The organism is Salibacterium aidingense DSM 18341 (genome assembly GCF_000429685.1).
Taxonomy (GTDB): Bacteria; Bacillota; Bacilli; order Bacillales; family Marinococcaceae; genus Salibacterium; species Salibacterium aidingense.
This window is the reverse complement of sequence record NZ_AUCI01000001.1, coordinates 296,776-315,582: the sequence shown is the minus strand read 5'-3', so window position 1 is coordinate 315,582 and position 18,807 is coordinate 296,776. Positions and strand designations below refer to the sequence as shown.

Annotated in this window: 17 protein-coding genes; 8 read left to right on the top strand and 9 right to left on the bottom strand. The window is 44.8% G+C overall.

From position 1 onward, the window contains the following. Window positions 1-5 precede the first annotated feature (5 nt). Both G475_RS0101505 and G475_RS23975 read left to right on the top strand, forming a co-directional pair. Complete coding sequence (locus G475_RS0101505) at window positions 6-1,748, top strand: ABC transporter permease (protein ID WP_051302039.1); 1,743 nt, start codon at window positions 6-8, stop codon at window positions 1,746-1,748. Then, complete coding sequence (locus G475_RS23975) at window positions 1,745-2,794, top strand: ABC transporter ATP-binding protein (RefSeq protein WP_035709767.1); 1,050 nt, start codon at window positions 1,745-1,747, stop codon at window positions 2,792-2,794. Before G475_RS0101505 ends, G475_RS23975 begins: the two co-directional genes overlap by 4 nt. An 84-nt stretch (window positions 2,795-2,878) precedes the next feature. Here G475_RS23975 and G475_RS0101495 read toward each other — a convergent pair whose 3' ends face one another. The 7 genes from G475_RS0101495 to G475_RS0101470 all read right to left on the bottom strand — a co-directional run bounded on the left by G475_RS0101495 (window position 2,879) and on the right by G475_RS0101470 (window position 9,975). Beyond that, window positions 2,879-3,646, bottom strand: coding sequence for a DeoR/GlpR family DNA-binding transcription regulator (locus tag G475_RS0101495; protein WP_026699745.1), 768 nt, complete (start codon window positions 3,644-3,646; stop codon window positions 2,879-2,881). A 23-nt stretch (window positions 3,647-3,669) separates the two neighbouring features. Continuing rightward, entirely contained in the window at window positions 3,670-5,073 is a 1,404-nt protein-coding gene (locus G475_RS0101490) for an MBL fold metallo-hydrolase (RefSeq protein WP_026699744.1), read from the bottom strand. A gap of 17 nt (window positions 5,074-5,090) precedes the next feature. Continuing rightward, window positions 5,091-6,464 carry an ABC transporter substrate-binding protein gene (locus G475_RS0101485; RefSeq protein ID WP_026699743.1) on the bottom strand — a complete coding sequence of 458 codons (1,374 nt, stop codon included), beginning with the start codon at window positions 6,462-6,464 and terminating at the stop codon, window positions 5,091-5,093. Window positions 6,465-6,529: 65 nt separating this feature from the next. Further along, window positions 6,530-7,369, bottom strand: coding sequence for a carbohydrate ABC transporter permease (locus G475_RS0101480; protein WP_035709766.1), 840 nt, complete (start codon window positions 7,367-7,369; stop codon window positions 6,530-6,532). Next, the gene (locus tag G475_RS0101475) at window positions 7,366-8,316 is read right to left on the bottom strand and encodes a carbohydrate ABC transporter permease (protein ID WP_026699741.1); all 951 of its coding nucleotides are present in this window, start codon (window positions 8,314-8,316) and stop codon (window positions 7,366-7,368) included. The genes G475_RS0101480 and G475_RS0101475 overlap by 4 nt, the downstream gene beginning before the upstream one ends. Then, complete coding sequence (locus tag G475_RS23970) at window positions 8,301-8,969, bottom strand: HAD family hydrolase (protein WP_035709762.1); 669 nt, start codon at window positions 8,967-8,969, stop codon at window positions 8,301-8,303. Before G475_RS23970 ends, G475_RS0101475 begins: the two co-directional genes overlap by 16 nt. Before the next feature lie 250 nt (window positions 8,970-9,219). Continuing rightward, window positions 9,220-9,975, bottom strand: a complete 756-nt coding sequence (locus tag G475_RS0101470) for an IclR family transcriptional regulator (RefSeq protein ID WP_169728499.1) — start codon at window positions 9,973-9,975, stop codon at window positions 9,220-9,222. Between the two features lie 290 nt (window positions 9,976-10,265). On the opposite strand from G475_RS0101470, the gene G475_RS0101465 reads away from it, so the two are divergent. The 4 genes from G475_RS0101465 to G475_RS23965 are packed head-to-tail and all read left to right on the top strand — an operon-like array spanning window position 10,266 to window position 15,431. Beyond that, entirely contained in the window at window positions 10,266-11,438 is a 1,173-nt protein-coding gene (locus G475_RS0101465; RefSeq protein WP_026699739.1) for a mandelate racemase/muconate lactonizing enzyme family protein, read from the top strand. 1 nt (window position 11,439) lies between these two features. Beyond that, complete coding sequence (locus G475_RS0101460) at window positions 11,440-12,363, top strand: dihydrodipicolinate synthase family protein (protein WP_035709760.1); 924 nt, start codon at window positions 11,440-11,442, stop codon at window positions 12,361-12,363. A gap of 16 nt (window positions 12,364-12,379) precedes the next feature. Further along, entirely contained in the window at window positions 12,380-13,438 is a 1,059-nt protein-coding gene (locus G475_RS0101455) for a TAXI family TRAP transporter solute-binding subunit (protein WP_026699737.1), read from the top strand. A 49-nt stretch (window positions 13,439-13,487) separates the two neighbouring features. Then, entirely contained in the window at window positions 13,488-15,431 is a 1,944-nt protein-coding gene (locus G475_RS23965; protein WP_051302036.1) for a TRAP transporter permease, read from the top strand. Between the two features lie 346 nt (window positions 15,432-15,777). Here the strand turns inward: G475_RS23965 and G475_RS27980 are convergent, their stop codons facing one another. After that, a complete protein-coding gene (locus tag G475_RS27980; RefSeq protein WP_407636183.1) occupies window positions 15,778-15,855 on the bottom strand; it encodes a putative holin-like toxin in 78 nt (25 codons plus the stop codon). A gap of 822 nt (window positions 15,856-16,677) precedes the next feature. On the opposite strand from G475_RS27980, the gene G475_RS0101435 reads away from it, so the two are divergent. Further along, window positions 16,678-16,974, top strand: a complete 297-nt coding sequence (locus tag G475_RS0101435; RefSeq protein WP_026699735.1) for a hypothetical protein — start codon at window positions 16,678-16,680, stop codon at window positions 16,972-16,974. A gap of 309 nt (window positions 16,975-17,283) precedes the next feature. Next, window positions 17,284-17,475, top strand: a complete 192-nt coding sequence (locus G475_RS0101430; RefSeq protein WP_026699734.1) for a hypothetical protein — start codon at window positions 17,284-17,286, stop codon at window positions 17,473-17,475. A 27-nt stretch (window positions 17,476-17,502) separates the two neighbouring features. On the opposite strand, the gene G475_RS0101425 is transcribed toward G475_RS0101430, so the two are convergent. Continuing rightward, window positions 17,503-18,801, bottom strand: coding sequence for a CapA family protein (locus G475_RS0101425; protein WP_026699733.1), 1,299 nt, complete (start codon window positions 18,799-18,801; stop codon window positions 17,503-17,505). Between the last annotated feature and the right edge of the window lie 6 nt (window positions 18,802-18,807).

Sequence of the window (18,807 nt, the reverse complement as noted above, 5' to 3'; positions counted from 1 at the left end):
TGCTCATGCAGGACCTGAAGAGAACGGAACAAAAGGGGACAGCCGCACGGTTGTCTTCTTTTTCCATCCATCCTATCTGGTGGAGAAAAATATTCATTGCTGTCAGTCTGGGTTTGCTGCTCCTCGTGTTTGTGCTTCCTATTGGCAGATTGATATGGCTTAGTTTTACGGAAGAAACAGGGGGGACGCTGCGTCATTACCTGCAGGTGTTGTCCGAAGCCGGAACCTGGCATGTAATTTCCAATACCCTCTGGATGGCTGCCGGATCCACGATCATGGCCCTGATACTTGGGGTGCTGGCGGGATGGCTCGTTACATACAGCGATATACGGGCAAAACCATGGATTCATGTTATGGTCATGCTTCTTTTTATTATCCCATCTTATATTGTAACGCTGTCCTGGACTCAGCTGCTGCGAAGCTCCAGCTGGTTTTCCAATATGCTTGCCTGGCTTCCCGGTAACGCGGCAACCCTTGATCTATACACACTTCCAGGCATGATATTTATGCTTGGGCTTTCCCATTACCCGTTAGTCTATCTTTTTACGGTTGCTGTTTTGAGAAAAATTCCGCAGGAACTGTTGTGGGCCGCCAGGGCATCAGGCGCTGGAAGCATGACGGTATTTCGGAAATTAACACTGCCCTTAGCCCTGCCGGGTATTGCAGGAGGAGGGCTGCTTGCTTTTTTAGCGAATTTAGATAATTTCGGAATTCCGGCCTTTCTCGGTATTCCGGGGGATATCACCGTGTTGAGCACGGCTATCTATCAGGAGGTGGCAGGCTATGGCCCGTCCGCCTTTTCCCGGGCCGCGGTGTTATCAGTGATATTAGGGGTTATTGCCCTGGCCGGCACTGTGTTGCAATGGCTGGTTTTAAGAAAATCAAAACAGCTGGAAACGGCACATGAAGACACAAGGCCGCGTTTTTCTCTGGGATCCTGGCGTCTTTTGGTAGAGATGGCGGTCTGGTCGTTTCTCCTGTTTATCAGTTTTGTACCCTTGGCTTCGATGGTTTCCTCTTCCTTTCTTCCGGCGTATGGGGTGGATTTAAGCTGGGATACGATAACGGGGGCGAATTATCATTTTATCCTTTTTGAAAATGAAAAAGCCCAGGGGGCCATCGGCAACAGCTTAGTCCTTGCGTTAACGACAGCCGGGACCGCTTTAATTTTAGGTACGATGGTGGCGTACTATCGTGTCCGTAGGCCTTCCAGTCTTACTCGGAGCGTGGAAATCGTCATCGGAGTTCCCTATGCCCTGCCGGGAATGGTGCTTGCCCTTGCCATGATTTTTGCATGGATGGAACCAATTCCCGGATGGAATCCCGGGATTTATGGGACGATAGGAATTTTAATTATCGCTTACGTCACCCGATTTATGATACTGCAGGTGCGGGGAAGCATCACGGCGTTGATGCAGGTGGATCCATCGATGGAGGAAGCCTCTCATATTTTTGGGGCAAAGGGCTGGTCGAAGTGGCGGAAAATTATGCTGCCGTTGATTCTGCCCGGCGTCCTCAGCGGGACCCTTCTTGTGTTTCTAACGTCTTTTACCGAATTAACAGTATCCTCCCTGCTTATGTCGACAGGAAATGAAACGATCGGGGTCACGATTTTTGATTTTGAACAGGCGGGCTATACCCAGTATTCCACCGCCTTTTCGACTATTATTGTCTTTCTAATGCTTATGAGCCTCCTCGTATTACTGCTGGTTCACAACTATTGGAAAAAGAAGGTGGGGAACCAATGACGACGACGCTGCGGGAAGTAACAAAACTATTTGGCAGCACGGCAGCTCTTTCTTCCATTGATCTGGAAGTGAAAGATGGAGAATTTATAGCTGTTTTAGGACCATCGGGGTGTGGGAAGACCACTCTTCTCCGTCTTCTAGCCGGATTTGAAACACCGACGACCGGGAAGATTGAGATAGATGGCGTCGAGACGGCTACGCCGGTTCACGTGACACCGCCGGAAAAACGGAACATTGGAATGGTCTTTCAATCTTTTGCACTTTGGCCTCATATGAAAGTGAAAGAACAACTTCGTTTCCCTCTGGAGCATCATAAATACCTCTCGAAGGAACTGCATCAACGAAAAAAAGAACGTGTGAGCGAAGTGCTGCAAATGGTTGGCCTGCAAGAGTATGCCGACCGTATGCCAAATGAATTATCCGGCGGACAGAAACAGCGGGTCGCCCTTGCCAGAGCAATTGCGGCCCAGCCCTTCCTGCTGCTGATGGACGAACCTTTAAGCAGTTTGGACGCGGAACTGCGCCTGGACATGCGAAAAGAAATCCAGACCATCCATCGAAAAACGAAAACCTCCATTGTGTATGTCACCCATGATCAGTCTGAAGCACTTGCCATGGCGGACCGCATTATTGTGATGAATCAAGGAACGATAGAACAAATAGGGAAGCCGCGTGAGATTTATAACACGCCGCGTACCGAATTTGTTGCCACCTTTGTCGGCAAGGCCAATATGGTGCCGGGAACCTGGAGTGCAGAAGGTTTTTCTCCTTTTTCCGATCCGTCCCTTCTCTGGTCTTCGATACAGACGGCCTCCCCCTTTATGAAAAATGGAACCCTGCCTGTAAGACCAGAACAATTTCAACTGAATCAAGAGGGGAATGGTTTGGAAGGGCAGATCCTGCACAGTCAGTATCAAGGCAAAGAAATCCATTATCTTGTCGACGTCAAAGGACACCAATGGACCGTGCACGCCCCTGCCCATAACCCTCTCCCCATCGGCACCCAAGTCTTCCTCGTGCCTGTCACCACCCGGGAATTGTCGTAATATGTCGGGTGATGTTTTAAAGAACACCCTGTCGGGCTGTGCCGCAGGGTGTTTCCTTGATGCAAGGGTTATCGCGCTTAACGTTCATTGTATTGAACTTTTGATGAGACGGCAGGAGGTCTTTTTAACTTTTTCACTGAAGCCGACGGGCGCTCCTTCATCCGTAATAAGATAAGTGAAGTCTTCCAGAGGCAGGCCGAATAAAAAGGCGTGGCGGTTTATTTTTGCTGAGTCGGCGAGCAGCAATAAATTGGAACTGATTTCTTTTAAGGTATGTGCATTTTGTTGAGCTTCCATTTTACCAAAATAACAGCCTTTTGCATTCACTCCGATACAGGAAAAAATGGCCTTATCAAAACGGTATTTCCGCAGTTCTTGATCAACCTTCGGACCGTTCATCATCCCGTTTTCATCAAGTTCTCCTCCAAGAATATGAATGGTGGCGTGACTTTTTCGGCTGATTAACTCATGAGCGAGGATAATGGAATTTGTCACAATGGTCAGGTTTAGGCTGCTTGGAATATTTCTGGCAAAAACCAGGCAGGTCGTTTTTCCATCAATGAAGACGCTGTCTCCCTCTTCCAGCAACTGCAGGCATTCTTGTCCAATAGCCATTTTCTCATTATAATTGCTGTTCAGCCGTTCCTGATACGAAAGGTATCTCGTTGTTTTTTCAATTTTAACGGCTCCCCCGTAAACCCTTTTCACATAGCCGCTGTCATCGAGCTGGCGCAGATCCCGGCGGATGGTTTCTTCCGATACTCCAAATTGATGGATAAGATGGTCGACCGTCACATTTGTACGGCTTTGCATCAGCTGCAGGATGGCAGCTCTTCGTTTGGAAGCTTTCATACAATATCTCCTTTGCGGCCCCGTTATGATAAAATCTCAGCTAAGGTGTCCTGGGTAAGCGTCTCCCCGCGTTCTGGAAGGTATTTTTTTACGCTTTTGCTATCTACTAGATGTGGGTGCCTGCCGTGAACGGGGACTACCACACCGGGCGCAATACGTTCGGTCAATTTGGTGATTTCATGGGGTGCAGCATGCCCCTTGGTACTGATATTATGATAGGAAATCTGAAACTCATCCAGCCAATTTTGTAAATGGTTTTGATGGACAGGAGCATCAGCATGAATCATGGTAGAATTTTCCGAAACCGACGGTCCCAGTTTTTCAAATTCGGCCAGATATGGGACAGACGTATAGTGCAGATGAAGGACATAGTTCTGTTTCGTCTGTGTGATCTCCGAAACGGTCCGGGCCGGATAAGGAAGCTTCTGCTTTGTTAAGGAGTCCGGCTCCAATACGCTAAAGAGGTTTTCGTCTTGAAGAACTGGATCCTCAGCGAGCGAGCAAACGTTATTGGCTATTATTTCGTTCCAGAAAAGTGCTGTTTTTTCCTCCAGCACAAGCGTTTTACCAGAAGCTTTCGTTTTTTTCATGATTCCTGCCATTCTTTCTGCATCCAGGGGCAGCGTCAGTAAATAGACAAGCGCCTGCGCGTTTTCTATGAGTTGCATGTACTGCTTGAAAAAATCAGCTTCCGGTGTATTTTTCTGCCGGGTAGTGATCGATTTTTTATTTACCCTCGTTGCCTCCGTAATCAGTATATCCACGTCTTCCTGCTGACACTGTGTAATAAAATGTTCCATTCGTTCCCCGTGAGGTCCGTGCGTCCGCCAGTCTGCTGTGTTGGCTAAAGTGAACCCTTCCTCCTTTAAGATGAATCCAGAGGCCCCAGGAGTATTGTGATCGACTTCCAGAGTCTGAAGTTCGATTCCATCCATCATAATCTTTTCATTGCTTTGAAACGGTGCAATGACGGCATTGGTTCCATCATAGTAACCGGCCTCGGTTAAAGCGTTATACACACCGAGTGCATCTTCATGCATGTGCACGGTTATGCCTGCATGTAAAAACGGGAGCAGAGCCATGTGATCCTGATGGATGTGACTGACAAAAACATGCATGTGGTCGAAAGCAGGAAAGGAAGTTTTTCCCCAAATTCGTAGTAGATCCTGTTCTGTCAGGGAACCCAGCTCCTTTTGATCATATAACCCAAAAATGGGCGGTGCCATGCGGGTTAAAAGATATTGTCTTAATTCACGATGAGGCATCGGCCGTGATAAAGGTTCTTTCAGATGAATAAACGGCGCCTGAAAAAGATCATGATGAGAAATGCCGGCATCAAACAGCAGACCTGTGTTGTTATGTCCATATAATATTTGAACGCCGCCTACAGAATGGAGTCCCCCAAAGAAAGTTAGAGATGTTGTCATCCGCCTGCTCCTTTCTTTCATTCTTCCATGGTGTTATTGTAGTTTTGTAATTCATTCGTTATTTCTGTCTGAGCTTTTTCCAAGGCTTCTTTTGGAGATATGTCACTATTTACAATTTCCTCAAGGGTCGTTGTCTGAATGTCTCGAACTTCAGGATACATGCCAATGACGGGTCCTTTTCCAGCATTGTTGCCGGAGTCGTTTTTAAGAGCGAGCTCTAATTGGTCGATGGCAGTTTCAAATTGAGGATACATTTCTAAGGTGTCTTGCACGGTTTCTTCTTCGAAGGCGTCGGTATTAACAGGGAAATAGCCTGTTTCTGTATACCAGTATGCCTGCTGCTCGGGCTCCATTAAGTACTTAATAAATTCCCATGCGGCATTCTGTTCTTCCTCTGAAGTGTTATTCATGATATAGAGGCTTCCTCCTCCAACAGAAACTCCGCCATCCCCTTCTCTGTCTTCCGGGTAAGGAATAAAGGTTGTTCCGACTTCAAAATTTCCTTCCGCCCCTTCAATCATTTGACCGAGGACGGCCGTAGAATTCAACGTCATGCCGGACTGGCCGGATAAAAAGGCCTGTTGTGCATCTTGGCCGTCCGTTCCGACATTGAGCATATATCCATTATCGACAAGGTCTGCCCACCAGGAATAAGTGTTTAATGCTTCTTCTGAATCGATCAGCGATTCATCTGCCAATCCATCGCGGCCGTTGCCGTTATTCACCAGTTCTGCGCCTTGCACGGTGATCAACTGTTCCAGGAAATAAGACGTCATCGCAAACGAAGCCCCGTATTGATTATCGTCGGTTAACGTCTGTGCCGTTTCTGTCACTTCTTCATAGGTTCGGGGGGGATTGTCCGGGTCCAGACCATTTTCTTCAAACATATCTTTGTTATAGTACATTAGCAGGGTCGAGGCATTGAACGGCATTGAAAACAACTGGTCTTCCATTTCATAGGCACTTAGTACATTTGGATCGAGGGAGGATAAATCATAATCCCCCTGATCCACAAAGTTCTGGATTGGGGTAATCATGTCCGTATCCACCATAGGACCGCTGCGGATAAAATTCGATTGAAACAGGGTAGGTCCGCTATTTGAATTTAGATTGGTCCTTAATTTTGTAAAGGCTTCATCGTAACTTCCCTGATACACGTCTTCCACTTCTATTTCATCCTGGGAGGCATTAAAGTCTTCAACAAACGTTTCAATCGCATCTCCATTTTTATCTGTCATCGAATGCCAGAATGTTACTTCCACTGGCTCGTCCATATTCCCGCCGGAAGATTCCCTGGCATCCGAATTGGAAGGAGTGTCTTCTCCGCTGGAACATCCGGCAAGAAGCAAAGCAAGGGCTGCGCTTGAACGAAAGAAATTTTTCCATACCATCTTAGTTATTCCTCCTATTCTTTGAAAATGAAACTGAGAAAAAACGAAACGGGATATCCTGTTGCTTACTGTTTCAAACCACCTCCCGTCATGGCTGCAACTAATTGTTTTAAGCCAGCGATCAAAATGGTTAGGGAAGGAAGAAGAACAATGGCAACACCGGTCAGCACAATATTCCAACTTAAAAATTCTTCATTCTGCAGCATGGTGATTCCAATCTGCACGGTTCTCATTTCCTCGGAATTCGTCATCAGAAGCGGCCACAAGTAATGGTTATACGTGCCGAGAAAAGAAATGGCGCCGAGGGCACCAATCGCCGGCCGCGACAGAGGCACCACAATAGAAAGAAACATACGAAAATGACTTGCTCCATCCATTCTTGCTGCATCAAGCAGTTCCCGCGGCAGCTGTTTGAAAGACTGCCTTAACAGAAAAATGCCAAAAACCGTAACAATATGCGGAACAATCAATCCCTGGTAAGTATCCACCCATCCAAATGCCTGCATCATAAGATATCTCGGGATGACTGTTACTTCCGACGGCACCATGAGAGTGGCGAGAAATAAAGCGAAAATAATATTTTTTCCTTTAAAAGAAAGAAAAGTGAATCCATATGCCGCAAGAGCAGAAGTGACGATTTCTCCAATCATAACCAGGACAGCTACTAAAAAACTGTTGAAAATAAAACGAAGAATGGGTGTCGACTGCAGAACCTCTTGAATATTTCCTAAGTAAAAACTTTCCGGAAAAAAGTTCGGACCGGGACTGTTCACCTCCTGCGGAGTCATAAAGGTATAAGAAAAAGCCATATAGATTGGATAAACTACAAGGAGGGCCATGACTAAAAGAAAAGCGTAATGAAGGCCGTTAATGAAAACTTTTTTCAGACCTATACCGTTTGTCATTGGTAATGCACTCTCCGTTCCCCGAATTTAAAATTAAGCCAGGTCAGCAGCATAATGACAACAAACAAAATGAGGGCCCGTGTACTTCCCAATCCGTATTGAAAATTGACAAAGGCTTCCTGATAAAGGGAATACACAAAAACATTTGTACTGTCCGCCGGGCCGCCGTTTGTTAAAATATTGAATTGACCGAAGGCTTGGAGGGAGCTGATGACAGATGTCACGAAGACAAAAAATAGATAAGGCGACATCAGGGGAATCGTCATTTGCAGCAAAATCCGTAATGATCCTGCCCCATCCACCCGGGCGCTCTCATATATTTCCTCCGGGACATGACGCACCCCCGCCAGCAGAATGATGTAATTCAAACCGAGCGACATCCAGATGCTCATAATAGATACGGAGATCAATGCCCAGGAGGGGTCATTCAACCATTGAATAGAAGGCAGACCTAAATGATGTAAAAGATAGTTAAACAAACCGGTTGATGGATCATAAAGAAGCATCCATATCAAGGAGGAGGTACCGATGGTCATGGCGATGGGCAGGGAAAATATCAATTGAAATATTTGCATCCCCTTCCACTTGTTATAAGTGAGCACAGCCAGCAGCAGGGCAAGAATAATACTCGCAGGTACCGTATACAGGGTGAACAGAAGTGTAATTCCGAGACTGCTGAGAAATTCTGAATTCGTGAACAGATGAATATAATTCTGAAACCCTGCAAACTCTGCTATGTTCCCAGAAGGATCGGTAGTGAAAAAACTTAAATACACACTTTGAAAAAAAGGGTAGAAAACAAAGGCACCTAGAATAAGAAAGGCTGGGAAGATAAATCCATAACCAAGAATATTTTCTTTCCACCGCTGCAGCACCAATGTTTTCTTTTGATAATTATCTTTGGACGAAAGGCCAGGGGCTTGAAGTTCTGTTAGTTTTTTAGCCATGTTTCACTCCCTCCTTTACGAGATGGAATAACGTAATCCAAAAACTGAGGAAAATCGAAAAACAGGTTGTCCTTTTTTTGCTCAATCCCGGCAATTGTATCGTAAAATTGAAACAACACACAGGAACTTCCTGCATTTTTTGCTGCTTTCCAATCAAAGTATGTATCCCCGGCCATCATTACTTCTGATGGAGTGAGATCCATTTGCTGAATCGCATGAAGAAGTGGAACCGGGGACGGTTTGGCCTCGGGTACATCCTCCCGGGCTAGGACCACTTCAAACAAGGAAGCGATCCCATGTTTCTTTAGGATAGTGTCCACTAACTCTCGTTCTTGATTGGTTACCATTCCAAGGCGGATCCCTCGATCCCGTAACTCCTGCAGCCCCTCCTTGACTTTGGGAAACAAGGGGTTAGCCGAATAAACCATGGCCTTCTTTTCCAGGAAAAACCGGCGTACTTCCTCGTTCCCCGCTGTTAATTCAGAAAGATAATCTGTGAAATTCGTTCCAAAACGGTGAAGAATGGTCTGGTGCGAAATCGTCGTATAATTGAAGCGCTGCATCGTCTGATAAACTGCTTCTACTAACATGTCCCTGCTGTCAAGCAAGGTCCCGTCCAAATCAAACAATACAGCCTTCACCGGCTCCCTCATATCACGTCTCTCCTTTATCCGCGTTCACCTTCACTATAGCAATACCTTGTAAAAGCCGTATTAACCGATAGTAAAAGGTTTTTATCAAAAACTGACCGTTTAACACAAAAAGTTAAAGAAAAATAACTAAAACGGTCATTCCGTGCCTGTCACCACCCGGGAATTGTCGTAATATGTCGAAGGGGTATTTGAAAAGGAAAGCAAAATAAAGAAGCTGCCGGCCCGGCAGCTTCTTTATATGAAGATGATATTAGGTTCGGGCAGAAGAGGACATGAAACCCATTTTGAGGGAGATGAGATCGGTAGCTTCTATTAATATACTGGCGAGTTCCTGTTCCCGTTCCTGAAGATTAATTTCAGATAACGGACCAGATAGACTGACCCCTGCGACGACGCGGCCTCCTCTATCTCTCACAGGGGCAGCAATGCAAGCTCTTCCCAACGCAAGTTCCTCGATTTCGGTAGCATAGCCGTACTGTCGCGTGTTTTCCATTGTTTGCAACAGTTCTTCTTTCCGATCAATTGTTTTTACCGTGTATGGCTCTAAGGAAAGATTTTTAATAAATTGTTCTCTATTCTCTTCAATATGTGACAATAAAACTTTTCCAATTCCTGTGGCATGCAGGGGGTTTGTGTAGCCGACGAGGGTGTACATACGCGGTGATCTCCGGCTGTCTACGTGCGCGAGATAGAACATCTTTTCTCCATCCAATACTGCAAGATTGGCTCCCAAATTTGTTTTCTGCTCCAGGTTATACAGCTCAGGCAGGGCCTGCTTCCTGATTTCGTAGTTGTTAAGAGAAATTCCTGCCAAAGAAATAACTTTTTTTCCTAGAAAATAGGCACCAGAAAAATGATTTTTTTCTACGAAACCATGGTCTACCAGAGTTGTAAGCAATCGTGAGACGCTGCTTTGAGACATATTCAATTGGTGACAAAAATCGGCGACTCTTAATTCAAATTGTGCATCGGAAAAGCATGCAAGTAATTGTAACGCTCGATCCACACTTTGTGATTTCCCATTTGTGCTAGACAATGATTACACCTTCCATTATATGAATTTGTTATTTGTATTATAGCTTAATTAATTCATTTTTAAAAGATAACCTTTAATAAACGGATGGAATTGTACAATTTTTTTTAAAATAGTTGTTGCTATTATTCAAACTTGATGTTTAAATAACATTAAGCGGATTGTAAATCCATATATTGAATTAAAAATCCATAATAAAAAGGGAGGTTTATGATAAAACAGCTGTAAATTTCAAAAGGGAAGGAACGGGGGATGAAAAATCGTTGCATATAACAAATATTGAAGTTTTTCCAGTAAAAATTGATAAAGGAATTATTTATTTAGGAGAATCTAGCGGATTAAAAGGTGCCGACAAAGACTATTATCTTCGCCCGGAATATCGCTCTTTTTATTCTAAAAAGCTGGAATCATTATTAGTGAAAGTATCGACAAGTGATGGAACATATGGGTGGGGGGAATGTCTGGCACCGGTTGCTCCAGAAGTGCCGGCTGCTATTGTACAAACGTTGTTCTCTTCTTTTCTCATTGGAAAAAACCCTTTGCAAGTGGAAGTGATTTGGAATGAATTATATGATTCTATGCGGGAACGCGGGTACTTCTCTGGTTTTATGGTAGACGCCATAACGGCTGTTGATATTGCACTGTGGGATATAGCAGGGAAAACTTATGGATCACCTGTCTATCAGCTATTGGGTGGAAACTACCGCAATCGGATACCAGCCTATGTATCAGGTCTTCCTGAACCCAAATTAGAAGATAAAAAGGTACTCGCCGGCAAATGGCAGCAGCAAAACTTCGATAAAATAAAGCTGCATCTGGGATATGGGATGAGGGAGGATGTTCAAATTATTTCTCATTTAAAGGAAACCTTCCCGGATATGCAATTTATGGTGGACGCCCACTGGCATTATTCGCCAAAAGAAGCCATTATGCTGTCAAAAATGCTCGAACCTTACGACGTATTGTTTTTAGAAGCTCCGGTACTCCCGGAGGATATAGAGGGAAACCGGTTAGTTGTAGAAAATTCCAATATTCCTATAGCAATTGGAGAAGCAATTCGAACAAAATATCAGTTTAAAGAGCGTTTGGTCAGGCGCACTGCTGATATTCTGCAGCCTGATGTAGGAAGAGCCGGTATTACAGAAACCAAAAAAATAGCTTATATGGCCGAAGCCTTTAATGTACGAATTGCTCCTCATTTAAGTGTAGGGCTGGGTATTTGTATTGCTGCATCTCTTCACGTCAGTTCCTCCATAAATAATTTTTATATGCTTGAATTCCAGCCAACTGTATTTCCAGTCGCCAATGATATGCTAAGTGATACTCTTCATTGCGAAAGCGGTTTCTATGAACTGCCAAATACTCCTGGATTAGGGGTGACAGTAGATGAAGAAAAAGTACGTTATTATGCCGTGAATCGAAAGGAGCATGAATAACATGACGTCAGCAAGAGAACTGGAAGGTGTGTTTCCGATTTTAGCAACTCCTTTCACGGATGATTATAAAATAGACGTTCCCAGTTTGAGGAAACTGATTCATTTTCAGTTGGAAGCTAAAGTAGATGGGATCTCTATCTTTGGAAATGCGAGCGAAATGTATGCGCTTACGGAAGAGGAAAGGGAACATATCAGCAAAATAGTTATAGAAGAAGTGAAGGGAAAAGTACCTGTGGTATTCGGTACAGGAGCAACAGGTATCCCGCAGGCTGTTCAGTTGAGTCAGCGTGCAGAAAAAGCTGGAGCAGATGCTTTAATGGTTCTGCCACCTTATATGGTGAAACCTGATTCCAGGCGGATGTATGAATATTTTGCAGAAATTGCGGTTTCGGTCTCCCTGCCTATCATGATGCAGGATGCTCCGATAGCAAGCGGAGTATCCATACCTGTGGAAGTGATGGCACAGCTCGCGGAGGATTACGAAAACATTCAATATGTCAAAGTCGAGGCTCCACCGACCACTATGAAAATTTCGGAAGTATTGAAAAAAACAGACGGGAGATTGAAAGTATTCGGCGGATTGAATGGGATGTACTTATTTGAAGAAATAAGGCGGGGGGCAGTTGGAACAATGCCTGCTTGTGAATTTCCAGAAGTATGCGTGTCCATCTTTGACTTGTTTAAAGCTGGGAAAGAAGAGGAAGCGAAAAGGCACTTTTACAAACACCTGCCGCTGATTCGAATGGGAACGATTGCCAAGTACGCTATGTCTGTTCATAAGCAAATTCTAAAAGATGGTGGGATTATTGCTTCTTCTGCAGTAAGGAATCCTAATGTTCCAATGGATGCTTCTATTAAAGAAGAGCTTGACCTGATTACCAAAGAAATTAATCTGCTTGCTTTGAATGGGGAAGTAAGCATCTAAAAGGGGAGAAGAAATTATGAGAAAACCATGGAATTATGTAATTTTTCTTTTCATAACGGCAGTATTGATGCTGGCTGCTTGTGGAGAGGGAGAAGAGGGGACAACAGGTGAGGAAAATACAGGAGGACAGGAAGAAGGATCAGCTGCGGAGGAAGATTTTTCAGACTTGAATGTAGATCTGACAATGGGAGAGCAGTCGGGATCCATGTATCCGATTGGTGCCTCCATTGGAGAATTTATCGGTAATGAATTTGAAGGAGCGCAAACGTCAGTTGAAGTCGGAGGAGCACTTGCCAACCTGGAATTAGTTGGCAGTAATGAAGCGCAGATGGGCCATTCAAGCTCTGGTTTAAGTTATGCAGCTACAGAAGGAATGGAGCCCTATGATCAAGCGCTGCCGGATGTAAGATCGATTGCAAAAGTATTTGAATCGGTGATGCAGTTTGCGGTGCGCGAAAATGTCGAAGTCGACTCGTTAAAAGAAGTGAAAGAACAGCAGTATCCGTTGAAACTTTCCGTCGGAACAAGAGGAACAGAGAATGAATTATTGACGCGCCGGATTCTCGAGGAGTACGGAATAACGTATGAGGAGATCGAAGACTGGGGCGGAAGAATTGAATACGTAAGTATGGGAGATGCTAGTTCTTTGATGCGTGATGGTCATATCGAAGCTGTCACGTCTCTGGCTGGTTTTCCATCTGCTCCGTTTGAAGAAATGAATGCTTCCCGCAAGCTGAAATTTTTTGATCTTGAAGAGGAAGTCCGGGATAACCTTGCAGAAAAATACGGATATCAAAAAATGGAGCTTCCGGCTGAAACTTACAATGGTCAGGGCGAAGCTGCGGAGACAGTTGGCGGCGGAGTCGTTATTATAGCCAATAAAGATATGCCGGAAGAAGTGATTTATGAAGTTACGAAATGGATGAACTCTGAAGAAGGTAATAATACGTTAGGAAATATCAACAGTGGTGTAAATGAATTTCTGTCAGATCCGGAGAAAGCATCAGACGGTCTGGGAGCACCTCTTCACCCCGGGGCCGAGCGTTATTATGAAGAAGAAGGAGTAGAGAACTAGAGGGGAGGTGTCCGTATCCTAATGAGTGGAAACAGAGAGGAGGGGGATAATGAGTAACCATTCATCATCGGGTCCTCCAGAACCTATTTCTAAAATTAGAAAACTAATTCAAAGGCTGGTTTTTGTTATTGCGGTTAGTGCCTCTCTTTATCATATCTATCTGGGGCTGACCGGAGTGCTGGAAGCTTATCAAATGCGCAGCCTGCATCTGGGTTTTTTGTTACCGATTTCTTTCTTGCTGTTTCCAATGTTTAAAGAAAGAAAGGAAAGCTCATGGCTTACGGTTGATATAGCTTTTTTTATAATGTCTGCTTTCAGCATATTATATTTAGGGGTGTTCGAGTATGAAAGAATCATTAATAGAATTGCTTATGTCGACAGCCTAACCGCTCTGGATTTGATAGCAGGAGTGGTGTTGGTCTTATGTATATTGGAAGCCACAAGGCGAATCATCGGCTGGAGCATGGTTGTTATTGCAATCATTGCTATGCTTTATGCTCTGTACGGAAATATCCTTCCAGGTCCTTTTTCTCATACCGGTAATTCATTTGATCGAATGATTGAACAACTGGTATTTACAACAGAAGGAATATTCGGTATTCCGCTTGCGGCATCGGCAACGTTCATTTTCCTTTTCGTTTTATTCGGAGTATTTCTGGAAAAGTCGGGGGTCGGTCAATTTTTCATCGATTTTTCCTACGCGCTTGCTGGTCGGGCCCGGGGAGGTCCGGCGAAGATGTCAGTGGTGGCCAGCAGTTTGATGGGTTCCATATCCGGAAGTTCTACAGCTAACGTAACATCTACCGGAGCGTATACGATTCCGCTGATGAAAAACGTAGGTTATAAGCCCTCTTTTGCTGGCGGGGTGGAAGCGGCAGCCTCTACAGGTGGTCAAATTCTGCCTCCGGTCATGGGGGCAGCCTCCTTCCTTTTAGCCGAATTCGTTGGAATTTCTTATACTACCGTCATAATCGCTGCCCTGATTCCAGCGCTTTTATACTTCGTGAGTGTTGGGTTTGTTGTGCATTTTCAAGCAGTAAAGAATGGCATCGTCGGTCTTTCTAAGGAAGAAGTTCCGCAATGGAGCAGCGTACTGAAAAATGTACACCTGTCCATACCGCTCATCGTTATCGTGACTGCTTTATTTCTTGGCTATACTCCTTATTTGGCAGCTCTCATTGCACTGGCTTCAGTAGTGGTAGTAGGAGCTATAAAAAAAGCGACCCGTATGTCGTTAAAACAGATAATTGTTACCTTAAGAGATGGGGCAAAGGCTACCATAATGATTGCAGTAACCTGTGCGACTGCAGGGATTATCATTGGAGTGGCCAGTCAGACGGGAATTGGTATTACATTTGCTTCCGCGGTAATTGGTCTTGCCCAGGGTCAATTTCTTATCATTCTGCCATTAGTAATGATTGCTTCTATTATTTTAGGTATGGGGCTGCCAACAAGCGCAGCTTATATTATGGTAGCAGCCATAGCCGTACCTGCCTTAGTGGAACTAGAAGTCAGTGTTTTAGCAGCACATTTATTTGCTCTTTATTTTGGGGTATTCTCGGGCATTACTCCGCCTGTTGCGATCTCATCTTATGCAGCCGCAGGGATCGCGGATTCAAAACCGATGGGAACATCCCTGACAGCATTTAAAATTGCCATTCCTGCGTTTATCATTCCTTATATTTTTGTGTTTCATAATGAATTGTTAATGCAGGGAGAATGGTATGAGATTATTTATACAACGGTAACTGCACTGATAGGGGTAATTATCCTGGCGGCCTCCATCGTGGGATGTTACTTGCAGAAAATGAACTGGCTGGAGCGTATCGTTCTATTTTTGGCTGCGTTTGGAATGATCAGTTTTAATAATGTTCTGATCCCGTCTTTCAGCTTCCTGGTTATTGTTATCATTACCGGTGTGCAGTGTATTCATATTAAAAAAAATAGAAACACAGAGGATAGGTTCGAACCAAAACAATTGGGTGATTTATAAAAAAAGAAAGTCATGAACTCGATGTAGGTTCTGGTTATGAGGAAGGCTGTAGTGCCAATCACTCCAATTGTTTTCCAATCATATTCAGTTGTATGATCGAGACCAGAAAGACGCTATTTCTTCCTCAGAGATGGAAGATCACCTAGAGTTGTAGACATCGAAAACGTTGGCTGGAGCATGCTGCTTCAGCCAATGTGTCATACTGGTCAAGAGAAATGGATTAAACCAAAAATAAGGTTGCAGTTTTAATAAATACGCGATATAATCAGAATTGTGCGAAAAGAAAGAAAAACACCGAGGTGCCCTCACACCCCGGGCGAAAAAGCAGAATGAGTGTAATACAGAATTAGTCTCTCCGCGTAATCACAACCGCTATCAGCATGCCAAAGCTCACCATCAGGCTTAGTGCTTCAAACGGACTCACCAAAAATCACCTCCTCCTGCCAGAGGATCACTCATTCTGCAAAGAAGGACTAGCGCTTTCATTGTACCATAAATTGTAAGCATTTTAGTGAATATGTTAAATATTCCAAAAACAGTTGAGAAGGTATTGGGTTGTTGTTCCTAAAGCGATGCTTTCGTTTTGAGCAGAATCGACACCCTTGTAAAAAGAAAAACAAAAAATGACCGGAGGACCTGAGACTTTAGGCATCCGGCTTTTTTGAGCGGGAAAGAGGGTGTTGTGTTGACGGACATTTATTCCTTTATTTCCATGATTTTGCCTAATTTGAAGGAGGGTTTGGACATTTGTTCCGTTATTTCCCTTTTTCAGTGTAAAAGAAGGGGTCCGGAGCCGGGATAGCGGAACAAATGTCCGAAAAAACCGCTGTTCCCCGGTCATTCCGCGATTTAACGGAATAAATGTCCGCATGGAGTCCTGACCAGCCGATTGTAATCTGGCGGTATGCCTAGTTATCCACTTACGCATATCCAGGACGGGATTTTCATCTTTCCCCTGATTTCCTTCCGTACTTCCAAATGTTTCAAATTCTGTAATGACAATCGAGAAAACCGTTCCGGTATTTAATCCGAATGCAGGGAAACACCCGACTCCGCCAGAAATACCTAAAAGGTAACGCAATGCCAGAATCCCCTTTTTATTTCTCTGCAGATGGAAACCATATCTCCTCCTTTCACATATTATAACAACATCCGTTAGCACCTATTCAAAAGAGATGCGTGAAGTTGGTCGATTTCGGGAAGAGTAAGAAGAGAGCAAATTTAGCTGTGTAAAGGAGGCGGTAGAATGAAACTATCTGCGATTGCGAAATTTATTACGGGTGGATATGAGGCTCTGCTGGCGATTCCATTTCTCGGGGGAAGTATTGTCGTCTTCAGCGGCTACGGAGCCCTTGGCACCGCCCTTCTTCTTCATGTCATCGCATTAATTATAACGTTTGTGTACCGTACGTCGAAAACTCCGAATATCTTCGGCATTGTTACCAATCTGCTGGCCTGGATTCCTGTTATTGGCTGGATTCTGCACACTATTGCGGCCATTTTGCTGATTGCAAGCGCTGTAAACGACAGTCGAAAAGGATAAAGCACGGGTTGTCAAAAAGGGCAGCCCCTCCAGGCCAGGAGGTTTGTTGCTGTTAACATACCCAAAGCACTGGGGAAAATATTATATGTGGATTAAAACAATGAATTTTCTAATTTTTTAGTTAAAACGACAACGCACGAATGATATTATTCATGAGACAATAAGATTGTAACCCCTTCAATAGGTTTTTATTTTGTCCTGATTTTTGTGTTATAATTTAACCTCTATCCTCATTCCATCTCTCTCAACATTGGGGGATAGAGTTAAATGATAACGAAAGTCAGGATTTTTTTATAAAGGAGTGAACCCATGAGTCAGGAACTGACGAAAGTGCAGGCGTTTAAAGAACTGTATGAATTGTTGTTGTATTATTCAGAAAACCGGGACAAGCCGGTATCGGAAGACTTTGATTTTTTCGGAAATGTCCAAAAGTACTGCAATATTATCGGGATTGATTATGAAGAGTTTCTTGAAGAGTTTCATTTAAAAAATGAATTTTAGTATGAGGAAAAGAGCCGGAGAAGTGCGTTAGATTTTCACTTCTCCGGTTCCGTTTGGATGGATAATGATGTCTGTGCCAAATGGTTCGGACAAAGCCTGCAGATGCTCCAATGTATTTTTGTCTCTGGAAAAGGCCGGCCATCCTTTGCGATAGCGGGGAAGAGAGTATCCCAATTCGATGGGATAGAGGGATAAGGCGGTCAGTTCTCCCTGCTCCATTTCCCAATACGGCAGAACGGACCGCCATACGTCCGGATTGACACCCAGTCCTTTTCTTCCATAATCACTTCGTACATCAAGAGCATCTGCTACACTTGCCCGTTCATCCAGCTGATATTTCTGGAAAAAATCGGGCGGCAGGTGGGTGACGGTATCATTTTGAAAAATAAAGTTGCCGAGACTGTAAAAGATGGGCCTGCCTTTATAAAGTTCAATGCCGCGCAGGATATGAGGACCGTGGCTGATGATACTGTCTGCCCCGGCATCCACCAGGGTGTGTGCTATTTCCTGGTGAAAATCAGCAGGTCTGGCTTTGTCTTCGCCTTCCATCTCGTGGGAATGGATACTGACGAGGACAAGATCCGCCTGTCGTTTTGCTTCTTTTACTTTCTCCATCAAGCGATGCTCATCCGCGGCATGAGGGTACCGGACCGTGCCGCCCGGTGCTCCTTCCTCAAACGCCATGTCTCCGAGCTTCAGCGTTTTTCCTTCCGGAGGGGGAAGAAACCCTTCCTTTACGGCTAGATTCGCATCGGCATTTACGTCTGTTTTATCCGCAATCTGCCTTAATGCTTCCATGTCGGCGCGGCTCACACGGTGCACAGTGTGATAGCGGAGCGGGTTCACTCCAGGCCGGCCGGGGAGGTCCCGTCCCTGTTCTCCGGCGGTCCAGGAATCATGAAACGTAGAGGTGCACGCTATCATTGCGACCCGGCCATTTGCTGTTTCCAAATAGGCGGGAGCAGAGGCATCTGCGAGATGCGCGCCCGTTCCAGCATACATAAAACCTCGTTCACGGACATATCGTTCGGTGGCTTCCAGGCCTCCGTATAAGTAATCAAGCGCATGGTTGGTAGCTCCGTTGAGAAGGTTGAAACCGTAATAGGCGATATCATCCAGTACATCAGGCGCTGCCATGGCCCAGGTTCCCCCGCTGACAGGGGAAGGCGTCCCTTCCCGGTGATGCGCTGTCACCTCGAGATTCGCAAAGCGGACATCCGCCTGTGATAAAAACTGTTTCAGCTGGGCAGCCTGCGGAGCTTGTTCCGGCAATCGTCTTGTAATAAAACAATCTCCGGCTGCCGTTAATGAAATCGGTCCAGTCATGATGCG